The following is a 23,308-nucleotide window of genomic DNA, read 5'->3' on the forward strand; positions in this document are numbered from 1 at the left end:
GATTACCAACCAATAATTTACGTTATAACATAACAATTAATCAAGATGAATGACTTTTCATTTTTGATAGATGGCTTATTTGCAGCGGGAAAGGGGGAACAGATGAGCGGCCCAGCAGGCGGGCAATGGGGCGGCAATCATAAAAAGCGATGGCCCGTCATCGGGCCATCGTCATCATCCTAGCGGGTCACCATCTGCTGCGCCCGCTTGACCTGATCCTCAGGGCTCTCGTTGCGCGGTGGAATGGTGATGCCCTTCTGGCAGGCGGGTTTGGCCTCCATGCGCGCCATCCAGGCCTGCAGATGGGGCAGACCCTCGATGGAGATGCCGCTCCAGTCATGGATCCGCACCCAGGGCCAGGTGGCGATGTCGGCGATGCTGTACTCGTCGGCCAGGTACTCATGGTGCGCCAGGTGACCGTCGAGCACCTCGAACAGACGGCGCCCTTCCTTCTGGTAGCGCTCTATGGCCGCCGGGATCTTCTCGGGGAAGTAGCGGTAGAAGACGTTGGCCTGCCCCATCATGGGGCCGACGCCGCCCATCTGGAACATCAGCCACTGGATGGCCTGAGAGCGGCGCTTGGGATCTTGCGGTAGCAGCTTGCCGGTTTTTTCCGCCAGATAGATCAAGATGGCGCCGGATTCGAACACGGCGAAATCACCGTTATCCCGATCGACGATGGCCGGAATGCGGCCATTGGGGTTGATGGCCAGAAACTCGGGCTTCTTCTGCTCCATGGTCGAGAAATCCAGCGGGATCACCCTGTAAGGCAACCCCAGCTCTTCGAGGGCGATCGACACCTTGAACCCATTGGGCGTGGCGGCAGTGTACAAATCTATCATCTTGGACTCCTTGGTCGTTCAAACGTAATGATCAGGCCTGGGTGCTGGGACGGGCACTCACCCGCTCATGCCAGGCCTGCAAGTGATGCTGGTGCGGGGCGATGCGAAGACCGACGACCTTGCCAAAGTCGATGGAGTACAGCAAAGAGGCTTAGCTCTTCACCGTAACGCTAGATAGTCATCGTCTCACTGAGACAGGTACCATCATCGAGCTCAAGCACCGGAATGCGCCCCGCCGGGTTCTTGGCAAGAAACGCAAGCTCGAGGTTCTCTCCTGTTCCCAGATCTACCTGCTGATAACTCATCTCGATGCCCTTCTCCGCCAGAAACATCCTGAACCGGCGGGCATTGGGGACACACTTCAACTTATAGATCTTCATCTCGCCTGCGTGGGAATGAAGACCGCTGGCCGCTTCCCATCCCCACGGGGAACCATGGCCAGCGGCGCAACATCGGTCTGTTATGACAAATATTGCACCGCTTGAACAGCCCGAATACAGGGGAAACAGTTAGCCGCACAGAGTGAGGGGTTGACGTTGGCGCAGCAGGATGAGGCGGGAGAGGAGCGGAAAATAGGACTCGAGTTTGCTCTGCAGGACCAGGCTGCAGGCGGGATCAGCAAGCTCAGTCTCATCCAGCACTATGCCATTGGAGACAAAGTAAAAGCGCGGGTCCCTGATATCCGGTCCCTGGGGAGCGCAGTCATATTGCCGATGAACCAACAGTGGCAAAACGGGCAATCCCAACGTAGTGCCGCTGGCGGACCAGCGCGACTCCGGCCATGGTGCATCATCGTCTTCCAGCAGCAGGATGGCCGCCTCTTCCTTCGACGGTTGCCACCTATCCGGTTGTGCGACCCTGATCTCGGTGAAGTAATGCCCATCACCACTGGCGGCACGCAGTGCGGCCAGCACACCCAATGTCGTCGCTGCCGACGGTTTTTGACTGACTAATGACAGATTCATGGCTCATGTCCCTATGCTCACCACAGCCTGTTAACCGGCTGTCGCGATAAGACTAGCCGATAACAGGCCTTTATTGGAGCCGTCAGATCTGGCAGTCAATGCCGTGACAGCGCCCGCGGATAACGGTTGCCATTCCAGAATATCTTGGTAAGATACCGCGTCCTTTTATCCCCCGTTCTTTAACATCCAGTGGTGAACCTATGCATCCGATGCTGAATATCGCCGTGCGCGCTGCGCGCAACGCCGGTCAAGTTGTAGTAAAAGCCTTCTCCCAGCCCGAGAATATCGAGGCTATCCAAAAAGGCAGCCACGACTTCGTGACCAACGTTGACCGTGAAGCCGAAGCGGCCATCATTCACACCATCAAGAAGTCTTACCCGGAACACAGCATCGTGGCTGAAGAGTCTGGTGAGATTGCCGGTACCAATCCGGATTACCAATGGATCATCGACCCACTGGATGGCACGACCAACCTGGTCAAGGGCATTCCGCACTTTGCCGTCTCCATTGCCCTGCGCGTCAAGGGCAAGACCGAACAAGCCGTTGTCTACGATCCCATTCGTGACGAGCTGTTTACCAGCACCCGTGGTAACGGCGCCCAGCTGAACGGCTACCGCATCCGCGTGGGCAAGGCCAAAGAGATGGCTGGCACCGTGCTGGCGACCGGTTTCCCGTTCAAGCAGAAGCACCACATCGAACCCTACCTGAAGATGTTCCAGAGCATGTTCATCGAGTGTGCCGACATCCGCCGTGCCGGCGCCCCTGCGCTGGACCTGGCCTATGTGGCCGCCGGTCGCATCGACGGCTACTGGGAAATCGGCCTGAAGCCCTGGGAAACGGCCGCCGGTGAGCTGCTGGCCAAGGAAGCTGGCGCCATCGTCACCGACTTCGTGGGTGGTCACAACTACGAAAACTCCGGCAACATCGTGGTTGCCAACCCGCGCGTCCTGAAAGAGATGCTCGGCAAGATCCGCGAAAACCTGCCGGATTCTTTGGCTAAATAAGCTGGCCAAGTAAGTCGCGAACCCTTGAAAAAAATGCCAGTCGGCCCAGCCGACTGGCATTTTTTTATCTCTGATATCGGGAAACTAAGCCGCTGAAGCGTGGAACTGGCCCAGCCCCGTTCCAGATGAGCAGAATAAGCGGTCGGGCACAAGCCAGAACAGGGTTTCCTCGATCAGCTCGATCAGATGGTGCCGTTGCGCCCCATGTTTATCACCACTCGCCGGTTCTTGGCTCTGCCCGCGTCCGTCTCGTTGGAGGCCACGTGCTGTTTCTCGCCGTGCCCCTCCACCGAGATCTTGCCCTCCTCGATGCCGAGATCCACAAACACCTGCTTGATGGCATCTGCCCGCTTCTCGGAGAGCTTCTGATTGGGCCAACGCCCGCCGTAGCTGTCGCTGTAGGCGTCGATCACCACCACGTCTATGCTCTTGTCCGCCTTCACATAGTCGCCGATCAGCGCCAGCCGCCGCTTGGAAGCGGACGACAGCTGATCGCTGTTCTTGTCATAGGAGAGCACGCTGAAGGCGATGTCGTTGAAGCTGTAGGGCAGCAGGCCGCTCAGGCAATCCATGAAGGCCTGGTATTTGACCCTGAAGTTGACCGAAGAGAGCGACACCCGTACCGGCCTGTCCTGACGATACCAGTCTCTGTACTGAAAGGTGGGCATGCGCCCCCCCTCCAGCTCGTCCAGCATGGTCCAGGCAGTTTGCCCCGCCACCAGGCCGTCGAACTGCTGATAGAACTGCAGCTGACTTATCTGGCGTCCGGAGACACCGGGGCGCCAGCTGGGAGGCATGATCCCGAGACTCACCGTCTGGGTCCTGGCCTGCGGCCGCTGCCCCTTCAGCTCGAAGTCCAGGTTGATCTTGCGACCGGCCCGGCTGACGAAGGCGCCCGTGCCCCAGCGGGGAATGGGATGTTCGAGACGGCACTCCACCTGAGTATCCGAGGTCAACCGCCAGACGGATTGATCCAAGCCGGCACCGAACTCGGTCACTCCCGCCTGCAACTGCATACTCACGGATATGCTGATCAACCCTAACACCCAAGCATTCAACGGCTTGCCCTCCACACGATCTCGGATTAACTATCGGCAGCGGCAAGCCAAGCTTTAGGTCAAAACCCTCAATGGGGAGCGTGGCGCTCCATCAGTTTGAAGCTGGCGATGCGGGCCGTCAGATCCCGGGCCAGCTGATCCAGCTCGACACTGTTTTGTTGCAGGGTCTCCGAGTGCAGGCGGTGGGCCTCATAGACCTCCCGAATGGTCAGCACGTTGTGCTGGATGTCGTCGGTCACATAACGTTGCTCCTCGGTGGCTGTCGCCACCTGAGCGGTCATGTCGTTCACCTTGCGCACCTCCTTGACGATATCGGTCAACTCGCTGCCTGCCCGTTTAGCTTCGGTCACACTCAGCCCCGCCTGCTCGGTGCCCAGGTGCATGGCCGTCACCGCCTGACTGGCGCCCTGGCGCAGACGGGCCAGCATCTGCGCGATGTCATCCGCCGCCTGCTGAGTGCGCGAGGCCAATGCTCTCACCTCCTCCGCCACCACCGCAAAACCGCGACCGGACTCACCGGCGCGGGCCGCCTCGATGGCGGCGTTGAGGGCCAGCAGATTGGTTCTGTCCGAGATCTGCTTGATGAGGTTGAGCGCCTCGCCGACCGACTCCGTCTCCCGATGCAGGTTGTCCACCAACTGCTGGGTATCGACCAGGGTACCCGCCACCTGCTGGATGGCATCGATGGTCTGGTCTACCTCCCTGTCACCCTGATGGGCACGTCCGATGGCCTGCTGGGTCGCCAGCGAGGTCTGGGTGGCATTGCGAGCAATCTCCGCCACCGTCGAGGCCATCTCGGTCGCGGCCGTCGCCACCAGATCCACCTGACCAACCCCCTTGACCACACCGGCGTTGACCTGGGCAATCACCTCTGCCGAGGCTGCGGCGCTGCGAGCCAGCACGTCACAGGAGCGGCGTACCGCCAGCAACAGCCCTTCCAGGTGTTCGAGGAAGCGGTTCAGATCCTGCGCCAACGCACCCAGCTCATCGCCGGATCGCCAGTTGACCCGCACAGTCAGGTCGTTCTCCTGCACCAGCCGTTTGAAGGTCTGATGCAGCGCCAGGAACCCCAGATGCAGGTCGCGCACCACCCGCCAGCAGATGGCACTGGTCAGGACCACGCACAACAGTACACCGACGGCGGCCCACCAGAAGTCGCTGGCACTCTTGGCTCGCATCTGCTCAACCCGATCATCCAACTGTTGATAGAGGCGATCCTCGCTCTCCTTGAGCAGGCCTATCTTGTCGGTGCTCAAGGCAAACCAGGCTTCGGGATCGACACCAAAACCGCCGCTGGACGCCTTGTCCAACGCCAGTTTTTCCATGGCGGCCACGTCGGCCACCACGGGAGAAGCCAGGCTCTCGGCCAGCAACTGGCGCTGGGACGGACTCGCCACCGCCTGGAAACGCTCGAGATAGGTGTTCTGGGCGGCAAGGAGGGAGATGAACTGCTGCAACAGCGCCGGGGTGAAGCTGTCTCGTGCGAACACGTTGCTCAGGGTCGCCCGCTCCAACCCCATGCGTTCCTTGCTCTGCAAGAAGGCGGCGTAGGCATTGGTCTGCAGCGCTATGGTGGCATCCTGACTGCGGATGCTGACCTGATCCACCACGGCCAGCAGCTGGGTGATGAGACGGGTATAGAAGCCAACCTGCTCCGCCACCTCGACTCCCAGCGCACTGACCCGCTCGCGCATGGCGGTGAGCCCCACCAGCTCCTGCTGCACCTCGGACAAGGCCAGCAAGGCAGGATCCTGATGAAAACCCGCCAGCAGGGTGTCGACCACCTTGCGCTGGGCAGGCAGGGCATCACGAAACTTGTTGCCACCGGAGCCGAGGAAGCCGGCCGACATGCCACGCTCCTTTTGCAGCTCATGGGCGAGCTGCGCCGCCTCCCTCACCACTCCAAGTGCAGCCTGTGCCTGACTCATCTCCTGCTCGACCCGATAACGCTCATAGACGTATCGACCGGAAAAAAACAGCAGGGCCAACAGTGGCAGACAGACCACCAGCAACATCTTGTGCGCCAATCCCAGCTTCTTCATCGCCTCTCCCCTCCATGGTTGAAGTGGCCAATTATAAGCGCAACTGCTTTTAATAGAACCAGTTGGCGTGCGCATGGCGGCCCAGGAGGGACAAGGGCCGGCTTTTTTGCCATAATGCCGCCTTCTTTCACGCCGACCGAGATACCATGACCGACGCCGTTCACACCCTCAAGGGCCGTTTTCGTGGCTTTTACCCCGTCGTCATCGATGTTGAAACCGCCGGATTCAATGCCAAGACCGATGCCCTGCTGGAAATCGCCGCCTATACCCTCAAGATGGATGAGCAGGGCTGGCTCATGCCCGATCAGATCTTCCATTTTCATGTGGCGCCATTCGAAGGGGCCAATCTGGAGAAGGCCGCGCTGGAGTTCACCGGCATAGACCCCTTCAATCCACTGCGCGGTGCCGTGGACGAAAAGGAGGCGCTCACCGAGATCTTCAAGGGGGTGCGCAAGGGCATGAAGGAGAGCGACTGCGGCCGGGCCATCATAGTGGCCCACAACGCCACCTTCGATCATGGCTTCGTCATGGCCGCCGCCGAGCGAGCAGGCCTCAAGCGCAATCCGTTCCATCCCTTCGCCACCTTCGACACCGCGGCCCTCTCCGGCCTGGCACTGGGGCAGACGGTGCTGGCCAAGGCCTGTCAGAGCGCGAACATCCCCTTTGACAATAAAGAGGCCCACTCCGCCCTCTACGACACCGAGCGCACCACCGAGTTGTTCTGCCATATCGTCAACCGCTGGAAGAGCCTGGGGGGTTGGCCACTGGCCACACCGGACGAAACGCCCGCCGATGACAACCCCCAGTAGTTCCACCTGAGCATGAGAAAGAGGCTGCCTTGGCAGCCTCTTTCCATGAGGTTGCTGGGGAATCGACGCCTGGCAGCTGGTTTGACCAGAACGGCATAAACAGGGTCATACAGCACCGTTTTCAGCATTCCATCCCGGTTGATCCGAATTTGCTCGGCAGGAATGCCGTGAAGAGGCCATTTTGCCGTTTTTTTTCTCGACTTTTGTCACGTTTTTCGCAAACTAGCTGACTTTCCCCCGACAGACAGCAACACAATATATAAGGAAATCAAATGAATCCTGTTGTTATCGCGGTGGCGCTGATGCTGGTGCTCAGCCTGCTGCGGATCAATGTGGTGGTCTCTCTCGCCATCGGCGCCATCGTAGGCGGCCTGCTCGGTGGCCTCTCCCTCGAACAGACCCTCGGCACCTTCACCGGCGGGCTGGGTGGCGGCGCCGAAATCGCCCTCTCCTACGCCATGCTGGGGGCCTTCGCGGTGGCCATCTCCCGCTCAGGGATCACCGACTTGCTGGCCCGCAAGGTCATCAGCCAGCTCGGCAAGGATGCTAGCTCGTCCCGCATCCTCTGGGTCAAGAGCCTGCTGCTCACCTCGGTGCTGGGCGTCTCCATCTCCTCCCAGAACCTGATCCCGGTCCACATTGCATTCATTCCCATCCTGATCCCGCCGCTGTTGCACGTCATGGCCCAGATGCAGATAGATCGCCGCCAGGTGGCTTGCGTCATCACCTTCGGCCTGACTGCGACCTACATGCTGCTGCCGGTGGGCTTTGGTGGCATCTTCCTCAACAACATCCTGGCCAAGAACCTGATCGACAACGGGGTGGCGGTCGAGTTCAGCCAGTTGCCGCTGGCGATGGCCATACCGGTGCTCGGCATGTTCATCGGGCTGCTGGTGGCGGTCTTCTTCAGCTATCGCAAGCCGCGCCAGTATGATCTGGAGAAGATCCTGGCCGCCGAGCCGGAAACCGTCGAACTGAACTTCAACCATATCTGGGTCGCCCTGCTGGCCATCGCCGTGGCGCTGGGGTTGCAGTTGATGACCAACAGCATAGTGCTGGGGGCCCTCGCTGGTTTCATCATCTTCACCTGTGGCGGCGTCATCAAGTTTCGCGAGAGCCAGGATGCCTTCACCCAGGGCGTGCGCATGATGTCCCTCATCGGCTTCATCATGATCTCCGCCGCCGGCTTCGCCGCCGTGATGAAGGAGACCCATGGGGTGGAGAGCTTGGTGCAGTCCGTCTCCGGCATGATGGCCGGCCACAAGGGGCTGGCCGCCTTCCTGATGCTGCTGGTGGGCCTGCTCATCACCATGGGGATAGGCTCCTCCTTCTCCACTGTGCCCATCATCGCCACCATCTATGTGCCCCTGTGCATCCACCTCGGCTTCTCTCCCATGGCAACCATCGCCCTGGTGGGGACTGCGGGTGCGCTGGGGGATGCGGGCTCCCCCGCCTCCGACTCGACGCTCGGTCCCACCTCTGGCCTCAACGCCGATGGCCAGCACGACCATATCTGGGACAGCGTGGTGCCCACCTTCATCCATTACAACATCCCGCTCATCATCTTCGGCTGGATAGCCGCCATGGTGCTCTGACAGGGCGCCACGCAGGCAGACTAAAGGCGACTCCAGGGTCGCCTTTGTTGTTTCTGGTTCGTCTCAGGAAGCGGGGTGCAGACTCCGCTTCCCGGCGAGGGCACCAAGACAGGCCGCCAGCGCCAGAGCTAGGCCCGCCCAGCACACACCGACCCAGCGCTCCTGCTGCCAGGCCAGCATGGCCAGGCTCGAGCCGAGCGTTCCCCCCAGGAACATGCCGGTCATGAAGAGGGTATTGATCCGCCCCCTCGCCTCGGCCCTCAGGCCATAGATGAGCTGCTGATGGGCGACGAGCGCACTCTGTACCCCCAGATCCAGCAAGATGACCCCGAGCGCCAGCCCGACCAGAGAGAGCCATGTCTCGAACAGGATCCAGGCCAGCACCACCAGCAGGGCACCCACCAGCACCACGGATCTCGCCCCCCGCCGGTCGGCCATCCGTCCCGCCAGCGGGGCAGCCACCACGCCCGCCACGCCGATCACCCCGAACAGGCCGACGACCTCGGCCCCGAGCCCGTAGGCGGGATCGGCGAGGTAGAAAGCCAGCACAGTCCAGAAGGTGCTGAAGGAGGCAAACAGCAAGGCCTGGATCAGGGTGGCGCGGCGCAAGGCGGGCTCCTCGCGCCACAGCTCGGCGAGAGAGGCCAGCAGGCGAGGATAGCTCAGGCTGGTGCGCGGCAGATCGAGCGGGATCATCCTGGCCATCAGCAGCCCCCCCAGCAGAGCCAATGGTACCCCGCACCAGAACATGGCCCGCCAGCTACCATAGGCGGTGACAAGACCCGCCAGCGTACGGCTGAGCAGGATGCCGCCGAGCAAGCCGCTCATCACGCTGCCGACCACGGCCCCTCGCCTGGCGGGATCGGCCAGGGTGGCCGCCACCGGCACAATCTGCTGGGCCGCCGTGGCACCGATCCCGAGCAGCACCGAGGCCAACATCAACAGGGATGCCCCCGTGGCCATGGCCGCCATCGCAGACGCCTGCGCTATCAACATGAACTGCCCAAGGACGAGCCAGCGACGCTCGACCACATCCCCGAGCGGCACCAGCAACAACAGGCCGGTCGCATAACCGAGCTGGGTCAGCATGGCGATCAGGGGGATGGCGGATTGGCCGGGAAAATCCTGTGCCATCACCGCCAGCATGGGCTGGTTGTAATAGATGTTCGCGACCGCCAGACCGCAGGAGAGAGCCATGGCAAAGACAAGGGCGGGGCCGGGGGTGCCGCTTGCCATGGCAGTCCCAACGGAGGTATCTGATGAACTCATGATGTCATCCTCATTGATGAGTGAACCCCGTGCAGAGACGGGCTGGATGAACACAGACTACCCCTGGGCGCGGGGCGGCAGTAGCAGGCCCCCCGCCATAACACCTATTCCACCGCGGCATGCTCCGGCCCCTGCCCCACGCCGGGCAGCCCGGCCACGAAGGTCAGGAAGGCGCGCGCCTTGGCGCTGAGTTCGCGACCTGCCGGCAGCAGGGTCCAGAGCTCCAGCGTCGGCAATTGCCACCCCGGCAGCGCCACCACCACCTCCCCCCGGGCAAGCTCGGGGGCGAACATCCACTCGGAGGCGATACCTAGCCCGAGCCCCGCCAGCACAGCGGCCCGCATCCCCTCGGCGGCCGAGACCATCAGCCGTCCCCGCCCTCGCACCGCAACCCGTTCGTCTTCGCGGCAAAACAGCCACTGCTGCCCCATGCCGGGCTTGGGACTGTAGAGCACCAGATCGTGATCCTGCAACTCCTGGGGGGTGGCCGGCATGCCCCTGGCCGCGAAGTAGGCCGGAGTGCCCAGCACCCGCATCTCGCAGCGGGAGAGGCGGCGGGCCACCAGCGCCGAATCCGCCTGCTCCCCGAGCCGCAAGGCGACATCGATGCCGGCCGAGATGAGATCGACGTTGCCATCGTCCAGCAGGATCTCGAGATCCAGCCCTGGGTGATCCCTGAGAAAATCCGACAGGTGCGGGATGATGTGCAACCGGGCGAAGGTGACGGGGGCGCTCACCCGCAAGCGACCACTCAGACCGGCCCGGCACTGCTGCACCATGGCGTCAGCCTCGTTGACTTGCGCCAATATCTCCCTGGCACGCCGATAATAGGCCTCCCCCGCCTCGGTGGGGGCCAGGCCACGGGTCGAGCGCAGCAGCAGGCGGCTGCCAAGACGCTCCTCCAGCTGGGCAATCAGCTTGGAAACCGTGGGTTGACCCAGCCCCAGCCGACGCCCCACAGCAGAGAAAGACCCTGTCTCCACCGCCAGCACGAAGACTTCCATCACCCCCAATCTATCCATCCGTCTCTCTCCTGTCCGTCACCGCCTGGCGGCGTGTCATCTTGCGCCACCGCCATCCCGTGGCACAAGGTAGCATCCCGTCCCCTCGGCCGCACTCCGCGGGTTGGCAGCATGCCATCCTCCCCGGTGTCTTGTGCGATTGGCCTGCCCGAACGAGGCGCACAAAAAAGGCCGCTCATGGAGCGGCCTTTCATCAATCAGATCTGGACTCAGCTGTCGCGGCGCTTGTTGCCACCGAACTTGCGATCCTTGTTGAAACCACCTTCACGGCGCTCCCCGCTCTTGTTGAACGGACGGTCACCGCTGGGGCGGCGATCCTTGTTGAAGGGACGATCGCTGCGGGGCGGACGGGGAGCAGTGTTGCTGCCAGCCGGCACTTCGGTGTAGCGGGTGATCATCAGCGGACGCTGACAGACACGGGCCTTCTTGATCACTTCCAGCACGTCGGCGGTCATGCCCTTGGGCAGGTCGACGGTGGAGAAGTCATCGGCGATGTCGATGTTGCCGATGAAACGGCTCTCGATGTTCGCTTCGTTGGCGATGGCGCCGACGATCTGGCCCGGCTTGACGCCGTGATGGGCACCCACGTCTACGCGGTAACGCTCCATCTCCACGTCAGGGTTGTCTTTCAGCGGACGCGGCTCGAGGGACGGCATGCGACGGGCAGGACGATCGCCACGGTCACCGAAATCACGGGGAGCACGATCACCGAAGTCACGGCGCTCGAACTCACGGCCAGCACGGTCGCTTGCCGGTTCAGTGACGGAGTCATCCAGCAGCAGCGGTTGGTCACCCTGCACCAGCTTGGCCAGGGCGGCAGCCAGCTCCAGCGGATCGGCAGAATCTTCTTCGATCAGCTCGTTCACCAGGTTCACGTAGATCTCAAGCTCTTCGCCCATCATGGTTTCCCGGATGCGCTCTTTGAACTTGGTCATGCGGTGCTGGTTGATGTCCTCGGTGCTCGGCATCTTCATCGGCTCGATGGCCTGACGAGTGGCGTGCTCGATGGCGCGCAGCATGCGGCGCTCGCGGGGAGCCACAAACAGGATGGCCTCGCCCTTGCGACCGGCACGGCCGGTACGGCCGATACGGTGAACGTAGGATTCGGTATCGTACGGAATGTCGTAGTTCACCACGTGGGTGATGCGCTCGACGTCCAGACCACGGGCGACCACGTCGGTGGCGATCAGGATGTCCAGCTGGCCTTGACGCAGCTTGTCGACGGTACGCTCACGCAGCTTCTGCGGGATGTCACCGTGCAGGGCTTCACAGGCGTGACCACGGGCGGCCAGCTTGCCAGCCAGCTCTTCGGCGGCGTTCTTGGTGCGCACGAAGACCAGTACGGCTTCGTACGGCTCGACTTCCAGCAGACGGGTCATGGCGTCCAGCTTGTGCAGACCGGTTACCTGCCAGTAGCGCTGGCGGATGGTCGGTGCGGTGGACGTCTTGGTGATGATCTTGATCTCTTTTGGCTGCTTCAGGTGCTTCTGGGCAACACGACGGATCTGGTCCGGCATGGTGGCAGAGAACAGGGCAACCTGACGGGTGGCCGGGCACTGCTCCATGATCCAGTCCACGTCGTCGATGAAGCCCATACGCAGCATTTCATCGGCTTCGTCCAGTACCAGGGCTTTCAGGCCGGAGAGGTCCAGGTTCTTGCGACGGATCAGATCCATCACGCGGCCAGGGGTACCGACGACCACCTGGGCACCACGGCGCAGGGCGCGGGTCTGGGTTTCGTAAGAGGAGCCACCGTAGATGGGCAGGACATGGAAGTCAGGCATGTGCTTGGCGTAACGTTGGCACGCCTCGGCAACTTGCAGCGCCAGCTCACGGGTCGGTGCCAGCACCAAAATCTGGGTGTTACGGTTACCAGCTTCCAGACGAGACAACAGAGGCAAGGCAAAAGCAGCGGTCTTCCCCGTACCGGTTTGCGCCTGCCCCAGCAGATCGTGTCCCGCCATCAGGTGGGGAATTGCTGCGGCCTGGATCGGTGACGGGCGCTCATAGCCCACGTCTTGCAGCGCTTTCAATACAGGCGCGGCCAGTCCAAGCTCACTAAAAAGGGGCATTTGTTCGGTATGGGTATCAGACATAGATTCTTCCAGAGTAAGGCAGGCGGCTAAGCACCGCGGAATAGCAAAAAGGCGGCGATTATAGCGCCACTTTGTTCTGCTGTCTTGAAAAATGTGATAAGCGTCTCAAGACGTTGGCAATTATAGAGGGATCTTGCGACTATGGCTTGCTTATTTTGCACTACTGGTGCGTTATTGCTTGTCACGCCCCGCTGGAGTCCTTGTCCCGCTTGTGTTTGAGCACCGCCATGGTCAATCGACTGGTGCACAATAAACGCCCACGTTCATCACGAATGTCAATCTGCCACACCTGGGTCGTCGCTCCCAGATGCAGCGGCGAGCAACGCCCTGTCACCACCCCTTCCCGTTTGGCACGCAGGTGGTTGGCGTTCACCTCCAGTCCCACGCAGTAGCTCTCCTCCCCTACCGCCATGTTGGCGGCCAGCGACCCCAACGTCTCCGCCAACACCACGGAGGCACCACCGTGCAGCATGCCAAGGGGCTGATGGGTACGGTGATCCACCGGCATGCTGGCCTCGAGCCAGTCGGGCCCAAAGGCGGTATAGAGGATGCCAAGGTGGGCCATCAGGGTGTTGCGGGAGCTGGCATTGAGCCCTTCGAGGCTCATGGGTTTGCGCCAGATGGGGGCGTTTTCTTGACTCATGGCGAGCAGACTCCTTATGTGATCAATGAGTTGGACACGATCAGTGCCGGCGAAAAAAGATGCCCCGATCCGGGGCATCTTGACAAGTACCTTGCGTCACCAGGGATAGGTCACCCCGGGCCACTCGGCCCAGGGGAGCTCGCGCCCCGGCAGGCGCGGGTGATGCCAGTGCCACACCTTGCCCAGCCAGGCACGGAGTTCGGCCTCCAGCACGACGTCATCAAGGGGGGCCTCGGCCACCTTCCAGAAGAAGAGCTCCACCTCCACCTCCGGCAACACCGAGGGGTAGAGATAGACCCCGCCCCAGAACTCGGGCTCCCGCTCCGGGCTCCAGAGGCCATAGGCGAAGGAGCGCTTGGCGAGAAACTCCGAGCGCTGCCACTCCAGATCGGCCTCGTGCTGGCTCAGGCTGAACTGAGCCGAGGGCCAGACGTCATCCGGGCGAAACAGCTGATGAAGCTGCTCCCGCTCGCGCAGCATGGCGACGAACTCCACCACCGCCTGAGTTGGGCTGGCAGGCAGCAGCAGAAAGCTCGGGTGCCGATAGGCTTGCGGCACCCGAAACCGCTTGGGGAAGCGCAGCATCAGAGCAGTTCCAGCAGCGCCTGCAGCGGATGCTTGAGTTTCTCCCCCTCCATCCGCTTGACCTGGCTACGGCACGAATAACCCGTGGCCAGACAGCGATCCTTGGGCAGGCGAGCGAGCGGCTCGGCCCAGCTCAAGGAGTAGATCCCCTTGGAGTTGTCCACCTGCCTGGCGTCGTGACCATAGGTGCCGGCCATGCCGCAGCAGCCGACCGACACCGGCTGCAACGTGGCGCCGAAGCGGCCAAACAGGGTACCCCAGTCACCGTGAGTCGAGGGCTTGGCAGTCTTCTCGGTGCAGTGGGCAAACAGATACCAGGGCTCGGCTTCTCCCGGCTCTTTCGCTGCGGCACTGACTTGCGGGGCAGGAAGAGAGAGCAGCCACTCCTGGGGCAGCAGCACCTGGAAGTCGCCGCGGACAGGGCCCAGCGCCTTCACGTATTCATCGCGATAGCAGAGTACCAGGGAGGGATCGACTCCCACCATGGGGATGCCCAGCGCCGCCATCCTGTTGAGGAACTGGGCACTGCTGGCTGCGGTGCGGGCGAAGGCGCGCAGGAAGCCCTTCACGTGCTGGGGCTTGCCGTTGGGCTTGAAGGGCAGCAGGTAGGGCTGATAGCCCAGCTTGCTGGCGAGCTTCACCAGGTCGCGCACCACGGGGGCGTCGTAATAGCTGGTGAAGGGATCCTGCACGATGAGCACGACCTTCTTGCGCTGCTCGGGGCTCATGGCCTCCAGCCCCGGCAGGTCGAAGTAGCGGGCCTTGTGATCACGCAGCTCCTCGGCCAGGGTGGGAATACTCAAGAGCGGCACATCCACCATGCCGATGCTCTTCTCGGTCGCCTTCTGGGCCCACTCTTTTTCCAGGAAGAAGTTGACCAGCTTGGGCGCCCTGGCGAGCAGGGGCGCATAAGCTTCGACGGTGCCGACGAAGTAATCCTTGGGGCCGCGCAGATAGCGGCTGTGGTAGAGCTGCATGAAGCGGGCGCGGAAGGTGGGCACGTCCACCTTGATGGGGCACTGGCTGGTGCAGGCCTTGCAGGCCAGGCACCCCTCCATCGCCTCCATCACCTCGTGAGAGAAGTCGTACTCGCCGCGGGCGCGGGCCAGGGTATTACGGAACTTGTCGACAATCTGCTTGAAACGCAGACCGCCGCTTTGCAGCGCCACTTCTTCGGCCAGGGGATCGTAGCCCTGCTCCGCCAACTGACGCAGCCATTCGCGCATCAGCCCGGCCCGCCCCTTGGGGGAGTGGCGGCGGTCGCGGCTTATCTTGACCGAGGGACACATGGGGGAGTCGGTCTCGAAGGTGAAGCAGAGGCCGTTGCCGTTGCAATCCATGGCGCGGGTGTAGCTTTCGCGCACCGCAATCGGGATCTGGCGGTCAAACTTGCCGCGCTTGGGACCGTCCACCGACACCAGTTCGGCACCGCTGCCATAAGGGATGCAGATCTTGCCCGGGTTGATGCGGTTAGCCGGATCGAACGCCCCCTTGACCCGCTGCAGCTCCTCCCACAGCTCGCCGAAGAAGGCGGGGCTGTATTCGGAGCGAAAGCCCTTGCCGTGCTCCCCCCACATCAGGCCGCCATATTTGGCGGTGAGCGCCACCACCTGATCCGAGATGCGCCGCAGCAGTACCTCCTGCTCGGGGTCGCACAAGTCCAGCGCCGGGCGCACGTGCAGCACACCCGCATCGACGTGGCCGAACATGCCGTAGTCGAGACCGTGGCCATCAAGCAGGGCGCGAAACTCCATGATGAAGTCCGCGAGTGACTCCGGTGGCACGGCGGTGTCTTCGGTGAAGGCCACCGGCTTCTTTCGCCCTTCGGCATTGCCAAGCAGCCCCACCGACTTCTTGCGCATACCGTAGATTGTCTCGATGCTCGGCAGGTGACTGCACACCTGATAGCCGATGATGCCCGCCTCCCCTTTGGCCAGCAGGGCGTCGATGCGGCGGCACAGCTCGACCACCTTGGCCTGGTGTTCAGCCTCGTCGGTGTCGGCGAATTCGACGATGTTGAGCCCCTGCAGATCCTTGCCGGGCACGTCCTGAATGAACTCTTTGACCGAATGCCAGATGATGTCGGCACGGGCCAGCCCCAACACCCGGGAGTCCACCGTCTCCACCGACAGGGCGTGAGCCTCCACCATAAAGGGGGCGTTTCTGAGCGCCGACGGGAAGCTGTCGTACTTGACGTTGACCAGGGTACGGTAGCGCGGGATAGGGGTGATGTTGAGGCGCGCCTCGGTGATGAAACCTAGGGATCCTTCAGATCCGCACAGCACCCGGCTCACATCCAGGGTGTCGGTCTCGGGGACATAAAGATGCTTGAGATCGTAACCGGTCAGGAAGCGGTTGAGCTTGGGGAAGGTGGCCTCGATGTCGGCGCGGCGATCGCGGCCTATGCGATAGAGGGTGCGATAGATCTCCCCCTCCCGGCTCTCCAGCGCCAGCTTGTCGGCGAGACGCGCGCCATTAACCGGCTCGGTCGCCATGATGTCACCGTTCTCCAGCACCGCTTTGAGCCCCAGCACATGATCCGAGGTCTTGCCGTACACCAGCGACCCCTGACCCGAGGCGTCGGTGTTGACCATGCCGCCCAGGGTGGCGCGGTTGGAGGTGGAGAGATCCGGCGAGAAGAAGTAGCCGTGGGGTTTGAGGTAGGCGTTGAGCTGATCCTTCACCACCCCGGCCTGGGCCCGCACCCAGCCCTGCTCCAGATTAATTTCCAGGATCTGGTTCATATGGCGCGAGAGATCGACGATAATGCCGCCGCCCAAGGATTGACCATTGGTGCCGGTACCGCCGCCGCGAGGGAAGAAACTCAAGGCCGCGTACTCGGGCCCCTGGGCCAGCTTGAGCATCACCGCTATGTCATCCGCGCTACGCGGATAGAGCACCGCCTGAGGTACGACCTGATAGACGCTGTTATCCGTCGCCATCGCCAACCGGCTTGCATAAGACTTTTCGATATCACCACGAAATGCTGAGCGCGCCAGCAACTCAAGAAACTGCAGGGTTGTAGGTGACAAACTGTCCTGGTAATCGAGTCTCGGGATCATGAATCCTTGTTCCCATCCTTTGCTTGATGCCGGAACTCCGGCGACAACGACCGTTCGGGCCAGCCTCTTCGCGGGCCCCCGAACCAGTCCGCTCACATGTGAGCGGGCAGTATATCAGCTAGAAAACCGCTTGCGCGTGCAATCTTCACCATTTGAAAGGAGGACTCTTATGGCTCATCACAGCCATGTTATCAGTACGCTGGTTCGCACCGAGAAACAGGCGCTGACCCTGTCGCTGTTCGGTTGCATCAGCTTCGCCATCTTCGGGATCGGCTACGGCCTGTTCGTCGGTTCCAACGCCATCATGCTCGATGGCATCTTCACCCTGTTCAGCATGGGCATGACGGGACTCGGACTCATCACCGCCTACCTGGTGACTCGCCCCTCCGACTCACGCTTCCAGTACGGCTATGCCCACTTCGAGCCCATCACCAACGTCATCAACGGCACCGTCATCCTGCTGCTCTGCCTCGGCGCCCTCTATAGCGGCATCACCTCCCTGCTCGAAGGGGGACGGGAGATAGACCTCGGCCACGCTCTCATCTACGCCGCCGTCTGTACCTTCTTCTGCGCCATCATCTACCGGATCGAGGCGGGCGTTGCCGAGCGGCTCAACTCCGAACTGGTGCGGGTCGACGCCAAGGAGTGGTTGGTCGACACCCTGCTCAGCGCCACCCTGCTCATCGGCTTCGTGGTCGCCATCGGCCTCGACGCCCTCGGCTACGGCCACTACAACCGCTACATCGATCCCGTGCTGGTCACCCTGCTCGCCTTGTGCGCCACCCTGATCCCCATCAAGGTACTCGGTCGCAACCTGCGAGAAGTGTTGAAAATCGCTCCCAAGGGGGATGTTTCAGCGCGGGTCGAGAGCGAGATAGATGCCCTGCGCCAGCGCCATGGCATCGAGTGCTACAGCCATCTGGCGAAAAGCGGCCGCCGCTTCGATCTCGAACTCAACATTCTGGTGGCCCCCGGCCAGGAATGGCCCGTCGAGCGCCAGGATGCCCTGCGCCAGGAGCTCTGGTCCCGCCTCGGCGATACCCTGGGGGATGCCTGGCTCTCGGTCTGCTTCACCCGCGAGAAGCGCTGGCTGTAGTAAGCAGCAAGGCGGAGCCTGCCCGGCAAGCTCCGCCCGCCCCTGTCCCCCACAGTGGGCGGCATGCCTCTTCCCTTTGCTCTTCCTTGGGTGTTCTCTTGCCAAATACGGGATTCCCGTTATCATCAGGGCTCACTTTTGACCCGAGGTTTTATTGCCCATCATGGACAACCCCCGAAGTAGCCCTTCGTCTTTCCCCATCAAAGCCTATCTGTACCTGCTCAATCAGCGCCTCTGAAAACACTCGAGCCTTAGCCTGCCACGGCCCTTGCCGTGAGCGACATCCACTGCGTCTGTTTTTATTGAGGTCATCCTAATGGAATTCTTGCTGGACCCGTCTATCTGGGTCGGTCTGTTCACCCTGATCATCCTCGAGATAGTGCTCGGGATCGACAACCTGGTCTTCATCGCCATCCTCGTGAAGAAGCTGCCCCCCGCCCAGCGGGACAAGGCCCGGCTCATCGGCCTCTCCCTGGCCCTGATCATGCGCCTCGCCCTGCTGAGCGTGATGTCCTGGTTGGTCACGCTGACCACCCCCATACTGCACATCTGGGATCACCCCTTCTCGGGTCGTGATCTCATCTTGATGGGGGGCGGCCTGTTCCTGCTGTTCAAGGCCACCTCAGAGCTGCATGAACGGCTGGAGGCCAAGCCGGAGGAGCAGGGCCCGGCCGGTGTCTATGCCGGATTCGGGGTGGTGATCGCCCAGATCCTGGTGCTGGATGCCGTCTTCTCCCTGGACTCCATCATCACTGCGGTCGGCATGGTGGAACACCTGGGCGTCATGATGGCGGCCGTGACCATCGCCATGGTGGTGATGGTGATCGCCTCCAAGCCCCTGACCCGCTTCGTCAACGCCCACCCCACCGTGGTGGTGCTCTGCCTGAGCTTCCTGCTGATGATAGGCTTCAGCCTGGTGGCGGAGGGCTTCGGCTTCCACATCCCCAAGGGCTATCTCTATGCGGCCATCGGCTTCTCTGTGCTCATCGAGTTCTTCAACCAGCTCGCCCAGCGCAGTGCCCAGCGCCACGAATCCAGGCAGCCCCTGCGTGAGCGCACCACGGCCGCCATCTTCAAACTGATGGGGGGCAGCCGGGCCAACCAGCACCCGCAGCAGGATGAGGAAGAGGAGCTGGACGCCCCCCGCCCCATCAGTTTCGGAGAAGAAGAGCGCTACATGGTGACCGGGGTGCTGTCGCTCGCCGAGCGCTCCATCCGCACCATCATGACCCCCCGCGCCGAGATGGAGTGGATCGACGTCAATGACTCCCCGGACGAGATCCGGGCCCTGCTGCAGCGGGCACCCCACAGCCTGTTCCCGGTCTGCGACGGGGAGCTGGACGAGATCATCGGGGTGGTGAAGGCGCGGGATCTGCTGTTTTCCCTCAACGAGGGGCAGTCCCTGGCCGAGCTCGCCAAGCAGAACGACCCCATCATAATACCCCAGACCATCAACGTGATCCGGCTGCTGGCAGAGCTGCGCCAGGCCAGGGGCAGCTTCATTCTGGTGGCGGACGAGTTCGGCATCATCCAGGGGCTGGTCACCAACCACGATCTGCTGGAGGCCATCGTCGGCGAGTTGCCGGACGAGGATGAGACCCCGGACATCGTCCAGGAGGGGGAGAGCTGGCTCATCAACGGTAGCACCAACATCCACCAGATAGAACAGACCCTGGGTCATGACGGCCTGGTGAGCGAGAGCGATGAGTACGTGACCCTCGCCGGCATGCTGCTCTCCCACTTCGGCAGCCTGCCCACCAGCGGCCAGCAACTGCGCCTCGGTCAGCTCTGCTTCGAGGTGCTGGCGGTGAGCGAGCGCCGGATAGAGCGGGTGCGGGTCACCCCGATAGGCGCCAGCGCCGCCTGATCTGCCGCAACCTCAAAAGAGGGCCGACAGGCCCTCTTTTTCATGGCCTCAGGCCCATTGCTGTGCCAAGGGCAATTCTCTTCTGCAATTACCCCTCTTTTTCACAATGACAATCCCCTCTAGAGTCTCCTCCATCTCAACACGAGGAATTCACCATGAACCACGATCCCCTGTTCTGCCCCCTTCGCCTCGGCCAGTTGCACCTTTCCAACCGCATCGTCATGCCGCCCATGACCCGCTCCCGCGCCAGCCAGCCCGGTGACGTGGCCAATGCCATGATGGCCACCTACTACGCCCAGCGCGCGGGCGCCGGTCTCATCATCAGTGAAGGCACCCAGATTGATCCCATGGGCAAGGGCTATGCGTGGACGCCGGGGATCCACAGCGCCAAACAAGTGGCTGGCTGGAAGCAGGTGACCGATGCGGTGCACGCCAAGGGGGGTATCATGTTTGCCCAGCTCTGGCACGTGGGCCGGGTCACCCACCCGGACAACATAGGCGGCGCCCAGCCCATCTCCTCGTCCGCCATCAAGGCCGAAGGGGTGAAAGTGTTTGTCGACAACGGCAGCGACGCCCCCGGCTTTGTGGAGACGGTCACTCCCCGTGCCATGACCCAGGCCGACATCGACGCCGTGGTGGGTCAGTTCCGCCAGGCCGCCCGCAATGCCATGGAGGCCGGCTTTGACGGCATCGAGCTGCACGCCGCCAACGGCTACCTCATCAACCAGTTCCTCGACTCCGAGTCAAATGCCCGCACCGACAACTACGGCGGCTCCCTTGAGAACCGGCTGCGCTTCCTGAAAGAGGTAACCGAGGCGGTGAGCAGCGAAATCGGGGCAGACAGAGTGGGCGTGCGCCTCGCGCCACTCACCACCCTCAACGGCACCGTGGATGCGAACCCGCAGGAGACCTATCTGGCCGCCGCCAGACTGCTGGGAGCACTCGATGTCGCCTATCTGCACATCGCCGAAGCGGACTGGGACGACGCGCCCCTGATGGCGGAGGGCTTCAAGCAGGGGCTGCGGGACGCCTTCCCCAACACCCTCATCTATGCGGGAAAATATGACGGCGAGCGAGCCAGAGCCGCGCTGCAGGCGGGCTGGGCAGACCTGATTGGCTTCGGCCGCCCCTTCGTGGCGAACCCGGATCTGCCGAACCGGCTGCGCCACGGCTATCCCTTTGCCCCCCACGATCCCGCCACCCTGTTTGGCGGTGGTGAGCAGGGGCTCATCGACTATCCCGTCTATCAGGCCGAGACAGCGTCACAGCCTGCCTGAGACTGGCAACCAGCCTGGCCTCGGAGCCACGCGCCCGCCCTTATCGGCGGGCGCGTTGTTGTTGAACATCCGGGCGCTAGTAGAGAGCCACCCCGTGGCAGGCACCATAACCTCTGATCTCCTGGGTCAGCTTCACCTTGTCGGCGAGGCTCAGCCAGCTCGCTTCCACCCCATTGAGGGAGAGACGGCAGAGCTGCTCCCGCGTGGCACCGAGACTGTTCGCCAGCGCCTGGAAGTTGGCCCCCATGTAGCCGCCAAAATAGGCAGGATCGTCGGAGTTGATGGTGACGCAGAGCCCTTGCTCCAGCAGGGTCAGCACGTTGTGATCCGCCATCTTGTCAAACACCCTGAGCCGTACGTTGGAGAGGGGACAGACGGTCAGGGGCAACCGGGTATCGGCCAGGTAGCGCACCAGCGCTGGATCCTCGGCGCAGCGCACCCCGTGATCGATGCGTTTGACCTGCAGCTCCTGGATGGTCTGCCAGATGTAGGTCGCCGGTCCCTCCTCCCCCGCGTGGGCCACCACCGGCAGTCCCAGCTCACGGCAGCGGGCGAAGACCCGGGCAAACTTGCCGGGCGGATTGCCGAGCTCGCTCGAGTCGAGGCCGATGCCATGGATACGGGACAGATGAGGCCGCGCCTCGTCCAGGGTAGCAAAGGCAGCCTCTTCGCTTAAGTGCCGCAAAAAGCTCATGATGATGCGCCAGCTGATGCCAAGCTGCCGCTCACCCTGCTGCAATGCCCGCTCTATGCCGTCGAGCACCGTCTCGAAGGGAATGCCGCGGGCACTGTGGGTCTGGGGGTCGAAGAAGATCTCCACATGCACCACCTTGTCGGCGGCGCAGCGTTCCAGATAGGCCCAGGTGAGGTCGAAGAAATCCTGCTCGGTGACCAGCACGCTGGCCCCCAGGTAGTAGAGATCGAGAAAGGATTGCAGGCAGTCAAACTCATAGGCGGCTCGCAGGCTCGCCACGTCGGGCCAGGGCAGGGTCACCCCGTTGCGCTGGCCAAGGGCAAACATCAACTCGGGCTCCAGGGTGCCCTCGATATGCAGGTGCAACTCCAGCTTGGGCAAGCCGGCAATAAAGTTCTCCATGATGACGGCTCCATCGTCAGCGCCTGATGGTTAAGGCAAGTACAGGCGCCAACGGCGCCCTCCCTCTGCCGTCATTGTGCACCCATCTGACTCGCCGGGGGAGACTTGTCATCAAAGCGCCTTATAATGGCGGCACAAAAAAGCCATAAGTGATTGAAGACATTCGAGGTTGGCAACCACCTCCCCCTACAAGGAGTTTCCATGAAGAAAAGCGTCATCTGCGATATCGACGGCGTCATCCTGCACAACAACGATCTGGTGCCCGGCGCCGACCGTTTCGTTCATCGCCTGCTGGAGCAGGGCAGCAAGCTGTTGTTCCTCACCAACTACCCGGCCCAGACCCAGAAAGATCTGCAAAACCGCTTCCGCTCCGCCGGGATCGAGGTGCCAGAGGAGTGCTTCTATACCTCCGCCATGGGCACCGCTGACTTTCTCAAGCGCCAGGATGGCAAGAAGGCCTATGTGATCGGCGAAGGGGCCCTGACCCACGAGCTCTACAAGGCTGGCTTCACCATCACCGACATCGACCCCGACTTCGTGGTGGTGGGCGAGACCCGCAACTACAACTGGACCATGATGCAGCTGGGGGCCAAGTTCGTGGATCAGGGTGCCCGCTTCATCGCCACCAACCCCGATACCCACGGCCCCATGATGCACCCGGCCTGCGGCGCCCTCTGCGCCCCCATAGAACGGATGACCGGCAAGAAGCCGTTCTACGTCGGCAAGCCGAGCGCCTGGATCATTCGCGCGGCGCTCAACCGGATGGAGGCCCACTCCGACGACACCATCATCATCGGCGACAACCTGCGCACCGACATCCTGGCGGGCTTCCAGGCCGGCCTCGAGACGGTGCTGGTGCTCTCCGGGGTGAGCAAGGTGGCGGACATCGACCGCATGCCGTTCAGACCGAATCACATCTTCGACTCCGTGGTGGACATCGATATCGTCTGATCCCCGTCATCGGTGCCCCCTTGGCAAGG

Annotated in this window: 19 protein-coding genes; 7 read left to right on the forward strand and 12 right to left on the reverse strand. The window is 62.3% G+C overall.

Going from position 1 to position 23,308, the window contains the following annotated elements; genetic code table 11:
- Positions 1-179 precede the first annotated feature (179 nt).
- The 3 genes from KW824_RS12595 to KW824_RS12605 all read right to left on the reverse strand — a co-directional run bounded on the left by KW824_RS12595 (position 180) and on the right by KW824_RS12605 (position 1,807).
- A complete protein-coding gene (locus KW824_RS12595; RefSeq protein WP_043129585.1) occupies positions 180-842 on the reverse strand; it encodes a glutathione S-transferase family protein in 663 nt (220 codons plus the stop codon).
- Between the two features lie 170 nt (positions 843-1,012).
- A complete protein-coding gene (locus KW824_RS12600) occupies positions 1,013-1,222 on the reverse strand; it encodes a glutathione S-transferase N-terminal domain-containing protein (protein ID WP_218409955.1) in 210 nt (69 codons plus the stop codon).
- A gap of 129 nt (positions 1,223-1,351) precedes the next feature.
- Positions 1,352-1,807 (reverse strand): hypothetical protein, encoded by a 456-nt coding sequence (locus tag KW824_RS12605; RefSeq protein WP_182310071.1) that lies wholly within the window; start codon positions 1,805-1,807, stop codon positions 1,352-1,354.
- Between the two features lie 200 nt (positions 1,808-2,007).
- Between KW824_RS12605 and suhB the strand changes: the two genes are divergently transcribed.
- Positions 2,008-2,811 (forward strand): inositol-1-monophosphatase, encoded by an 804-nt coding sequence (gene suhB / locus KW824_RS12610; RefSeq protein WP_005326757.1) that lies wholly within the window; start codon positions 2,008-2,010, stop codon positions 2,809-2,811.
- A 182-nt stretch (positions 2,812-2,993) separates the two neighbouring features.
- On the opposite strand, the gene KW824_RS12615 is transcribed toward suhB, so the two are convergent.
- Positions 2,994-3,869, reverse strand: coding sequence for an OmpA family protein (locus tag KW824_RS12615; protein WP_218409956.1), 876 nt, complete (start codon positions 3,867-3,869; stop codon positions 2,994-2,996).
- A 68-nt stretch (positions 3,870-3,937) separates the two neighbouring features.
- Positions 3,938-5,911, reverse strand: a complete 1,974-nt coding sequence (locus tag KW824_RS12620; protein WP_218409957.1) for a methyl-accepting chemotaxis protein — start codon at positions 5,909-5,911, stop codon at positions 3,938-3,940.
- Between the two features lie 146 nt (positions 5,912-6,057).
- On the opposite strand from KW824_RS12620, the gene rnt reads away from it, so the two are divergent.
- Positions 6,058-6,720 (forward strand): ribonuclease T, encoded by a 663-nt coding sequence (gene rnt, locus KW824_RS12625; protein ID WP_005330208.1) that lies wholly within the window; start codon positions 6,058-6,060, stop codon positions 6,718-6,720.
- Between the two features lie 272 nt (positions 6,721-6,992).
- Complete coding sequence (locus tag KW824_RS12630) at positions 6,993-8,315, forward strand: Na+/H+ antiporter family protein (RefSeq protein WP_041205963.1); 1,323 nt, start codon at positions 6,993-6,995, stop codon at positions 8,313-8,315.
- Between the two features lie 63 nt (positions 8,316-8,378).
- Here KW824_RS12630 and KW824_RS12635 read toward each other — a convergent pair whose 3' ends face one another.
- The 6 genes from KW824_RS12635 to KW824_RS12660 form a co-directional block, all read right to left on the reverse strand.
- Positions 8,379-9,584: an MFS transporter gene (locus KW824_RS12635; RefSeq protein WP_043129598.1), complete on the reverse strand. Its 1,206-nt coding sequence runs from the start codon at positions 9,582-9,584 to the stop codon at positions 8,379-8,381.
- A 104-nt stretch (positions 9,585-9,688) separates the two neighbouring features.
- Complete coding sequence (locus KW824_RS12640) at positions 9,689-10,606, reverse strand: LysR family transcriptional regulator (protein WP_218409958.1); 918 nt, start codon at positions 10,604-10,606, stop codon at positions 9,689-9,691.
- 209 nt (positions 10,607-10,815) lie between these two features.
- The gene (locus tag KW824_RS12645) at positions 10,816-12,702 is read right to left on the reverse strand and encodes a DEAD/DEAH box helicase (RefSeq protein WP_041205964.1); all 1,887 of its coding nucleotides are present in this window, start codon (positions 12,700-12,702) and stop codon (positions 10,816-10,818) included.
- Positions 12,703-12,883: 181 nt separating this feature from the next.
- A complete protein-coding gene (locus tag KW824_RS12650; protein WP_005330220.1) occupies positions 12,884-13,345 on the reverse strand; it encodes a hotdog fold thioesterase in 462 nt (153 codons plus the stop codon).
- A gap of 96 nt (positions 13,346-13,441) precedes the next feature.
- Complete coding sequence (locus tag KW824_RS12655; protein ID WP_042649317.1) at positions 13,442-13,930, reverse strand: hypothetical protein; 489 nt, start codon at positions 13,928-13,930, stop codon at positions 13,442-13,444.
- Positions 13,930-16,992 carry an FAD-binding and (Fe-S)-binding domain-containing protein gene (locus tag KW824_RS12660; RefSeq protein WP_218409959.1) on the reverse strand — a complete coding sequence of 1,021 codons (3,063 nt, stop codon included), beginning with the start codon at positions 16,990-16,992 and terminating at the stop codon, positions 13,930-13,932. The genes KW824_RS12655 and KW824_RS12660 overlap by 1 nt, the downstream gene beginning before the upstream one ends.
- Before the next feature lie 169 nt (positions 16,993-17,161).
- On the opposite strand from KW824_RS12660, the gene KW824_RS12665 reads away from it, so the two are divergent.
- The 3 genes from KW824_RS12665 to KW824_RS12675 all read left to right on the forward strand — a co-directional run bounded on the left by KW824_RS12665 (position 17,162) and on the right by KW824_RS12675 (position 21,232).
- The gene (locus KW824_RS12665; RefSeq protein WP_005330229.1) at positions 17,162-18,088 is read left to right on the forward strand and encodes a cation diffusion facilitator family transporter; all 927 of its coding nucleotides are present in this window, start codon (positions 17,162-17,164) and stop codon (positions 18,086-18,088) included.
- A 316-nt stretch (positions 18,089-18,404) separates the two neighbouring features.
- Complete coding sequence (locus KW824_RS12670; RefSeq protein ID WP_218409960.1) at positions 18,405-19,955, forward strand: TerC family protein; 1,551 nt, start codon at positions 18,405-18,407, stop codon at positions 19,953-19,955.
- A 155-nt stretch (positions 19,956-20,110) separates the two neighbouring features.
- Positions 20,111-21,232 carry an alkene reductase gene (locus KW824_RS12675; protein ID WP_218409961.1) on the forward strand — a complete coding sequence of 374 codons (1,122 nt, stop codon included), beginning with the start codon at positions 20,111-20,113 and terminating at the stop codon, positions 21,230-21,232.
- A 76-nt stretch (positions 21,233-21,308) separates the two neighbouring features.
- Here KW824_RS12675 and KW824_RS12680 read toward each other — a convergent pair whose 3' ends face one another.
- Complete coding sequence (locus KW824_RS12680; RefSeq protein WP_218409962.1) at positions 21,309-22,328, reverse strand: adenosine deaminase; 1,020 nt, start codon at positions 22,326-22,328, stop codon at positions 21,309-21,311.
- A gap of 201 nt (positions 22,329-22,529) precedes the next feature.
- Between KW824_RS12680 and KW824_RS12685 the strand changes: the two genes are divergently transcribed.
- Positions 22,530-23,279: an HAD-IIA family hydrolase gene (locus tag KW824_RS12685; protein WP_005302324.1), complete on the forward strand. Its 750-nt coding sequence runs from the start codon at positions 22,530-22,532 to the stop codon at positions 23,277-23,279.
- Positions 23,280-23,308 lie beyond the last annotated feature (29 nt).

The sequence above is a fragment of the Aeromonas sp. sif0611 genome (genome assembly GCF_019218845.1).
Lineage (GTDB): Bacteria > Pseudomonadota > Gammaproteobacteria > Enterobacterales > Aeromonadaceae > Aeromonas > Aeromonas media.

Excerpts from the sequence above, each read along its gene's own strand:
- KW824_RS12595 (WP_043129585.1), bottom strand. The coding sequence starts at position 842 with ATGATAGATTTGTACACTGCCGCCACGCCCAATGGGTTCAAGGTGTCG.
- KW824_RS12600 (WP_218409955.1), bottom strand. The coding sequence starts at position 1,222 with ATGAAGATCTATAAGTTGAAGTGTGTCCCCAATGCCCGCCGGTTCAGG.
- KW824_RS12605 (WP_182310071.1), bottom strand. The coding sequence starts at position 1,807 with ATGAATCTGTCATTAGTCAGTCAAAAACCGTCGGCAGCGACGACATTG.
- suhB (WP_005326757.1), top strand. The coding sequence starts at position 2,008 with ATGCATCCGATGCTGAATATCGCCGTGCGCGCTGCGCGCAACGCCGGT.
- KW824_RS12620 (WP_218409957.1), bottom strand. The coding sequence starts at position 5,911 with ATGAAGAAGCTGGGATTGGCGCACAAGATGTTGCTGGTGGTCTGTCTG.
- rnt (WP_005330208.1), top strand. The coding sequence starts at position 6,058 with ATGACCGACGCCGTTCACACCCTCAAGGGCCGTTTTCGTGGCTTTTAC.
- KW824_RS12630 (WP_041205963.1), top strand. The coding sequence starts at position 6,993 with ATGAATCCTGTTGTTATCGCGGTGGCGCTGATGCTGGTGCTCAGCCTG.
- KW824_RS12635 (WP_043129598.1), bottom strand. The coding sequence starts at position 9,584 with ATGAGTTCATCAGATACCTCCGTTGGGACTGCCATGGCAAGCGGCACC.
- KW824_RS12640 (WP_218409958.1), bottom strand. The coding sequence starts at position 10,606 with ATGGATAGATTGGGGGTGATGGAAGTCTTCGTGCTGGCGGTGGAGACA.
- KW824_RS12645 (WP_041205964.1), bottom strand. The coding sequence starts at position 12,702 with ATGTCTGATACCCATACCGAACAAATGCCCCTTTTTAGTGAGCTTGGA.
- KW824_RS12650 (WP_005330220.1), bottom strand. The coding sequence starts at position 13,345 with ATGAGTCAAGAAAACGCCCCCATCTGGCGCAAACCCATGAGCCTCGAA.
- KW824_RS12655 (WP_042649317.1), bottom strand. The coding sequence starts at position 13,930 with ATGCTGCGCTTCCCCAAGCGGTTTCGGGTGCCGCAAGCCTATCGGCAC.
- KW824_RS12660 (WP_218409959.1), bottom strand. The coding sequence starts at position 16,992 with ATGATCCCGAGACTCGATTACCAGGACAGTTTGTCACCTACAACCCTG.
- KW824_RS12665 (WP_005330229.1), top strand. The coding sequence starts at position 17,162 with ATGGCTCATCACAGCCATGTTATCAGTACGCTGGTTCGCACCGAGAAA.
- KW824_RS12670 (WP_218409960.1), top strand. The coding sequence starts at position 18,405 with ATGGAATTCTTGCTGGACCCGTCTATCTGGGTCGGTCTGTTCACCCTG.
- KW824_RS12675 (WP_218409961.1), top strand. The coding sequence starts at position 20,111 with ATGAACCACGATCCCCTGTTCTGCCCCCTTCGCCTCGGCCAGTTGCAC.
- KW824_RS12680 (WP_218409962.1), bottom strand. The coding sequence starts at position 22,328 with ATGGAGAACTTTATTGCCGGCTTGCCCAAGCTGGAGTTGCACCTGCAT.
- KW824_RS12685 (WP_005302324.1), top strand. The coding sequence starts at position 22,530 with ATGAAGAAAAGCGTCATCTGCGATATCGACGGCGTCATCCTGCACAAC.